General features: G+C 61.7%; 1 protein-coding gene. It reads left to right on the top strand.

The genetic code is table 11. The features are described from left to right. Nucleotides 1-194 precede the first annotated feature (194 nt). Nucleotides 195-659, top strand: coding sequence for a transposase (locus ASU23_RS33495; RefSeq protein WP_367646121.1), 465 nt, complete (start codon nucleotides 195-197; stop codon nucleotides 657-659). Nucleotides 660-724 lie beyond the last annotated feature (65 nt).

Raw genomic sequence — 724 nt, 5'->3', positions numbered from 1 at the left:
GTCACTGCGGCGACATCCCGCCAGCAGAGTACGAGAAGACGTTCTACGCTACTGAGCAGGGTGAGCAGGCCTTGGTTGAAATCAAATAGCCAGAGCCTCCATCAGACCCAGGGCGATTCACGCTGCGAGACCGGACACGCACGCGAGAAGGGCGGGACCGGTGCCCGACCGCTGCGGTCATCGACTCGCAGACCGTGCCCGCAGCCGACACTGTGCCCCGATCCAGTCGCGGGTGGGACGGCGCGAAAAGAACAAACGGCCGCAAACGACACATCGCCGTGGATGTCAACGGCCTGCTGCTCGCCGTCGTGGTCACCGCCGCGTACATCCAGGACCGCGACGCCGCGCACCGGCTACTCGCCGCACTACGTGTCGCGTTCTCCACCATACGGCTGGTCTGGGCCGACGGCGGTTACCCAGGTCGCTACTCCTCTGGGCTGAACATGTTCTCGCCCTGCGCATTCAGATCATCAAACGCAAACCAGGCAGTACCGGATTTCATGTCCGCCCGCACGTCTGGGTGGTCGAGCGGACCTTCGCGTGGATCAGCAAGCACCGTCGCTGCGTCCGCGACTACGAAACCAGACCCGATCACCACGAAGCGAGATAGCGTCCCATGGAGTGGTGTACTTCGGATCGGTGAACCATCAGGTTCGTGATCAACGAGTCGTGTTGTAGGTTATGCGGTTTCGAGTTCGGGTGTCAAAGATTCAGTCGTTGCTTC

Origin of the sequence: Rhodococcus sp. KB6 (assembly GCF_001445685.1) — a bacterium.
Taxonomy (GTDB): domain Bacteria; phylum Actinomycetota; class Actinomycetes; order Mycobacteriales; family Mycobacteriaceae; genus Rhodococcus_F; species Rhodococcus_F qingshengii.
This window is presented reverse-complemented; position numbering and strand designations above follow the sequence as displayed.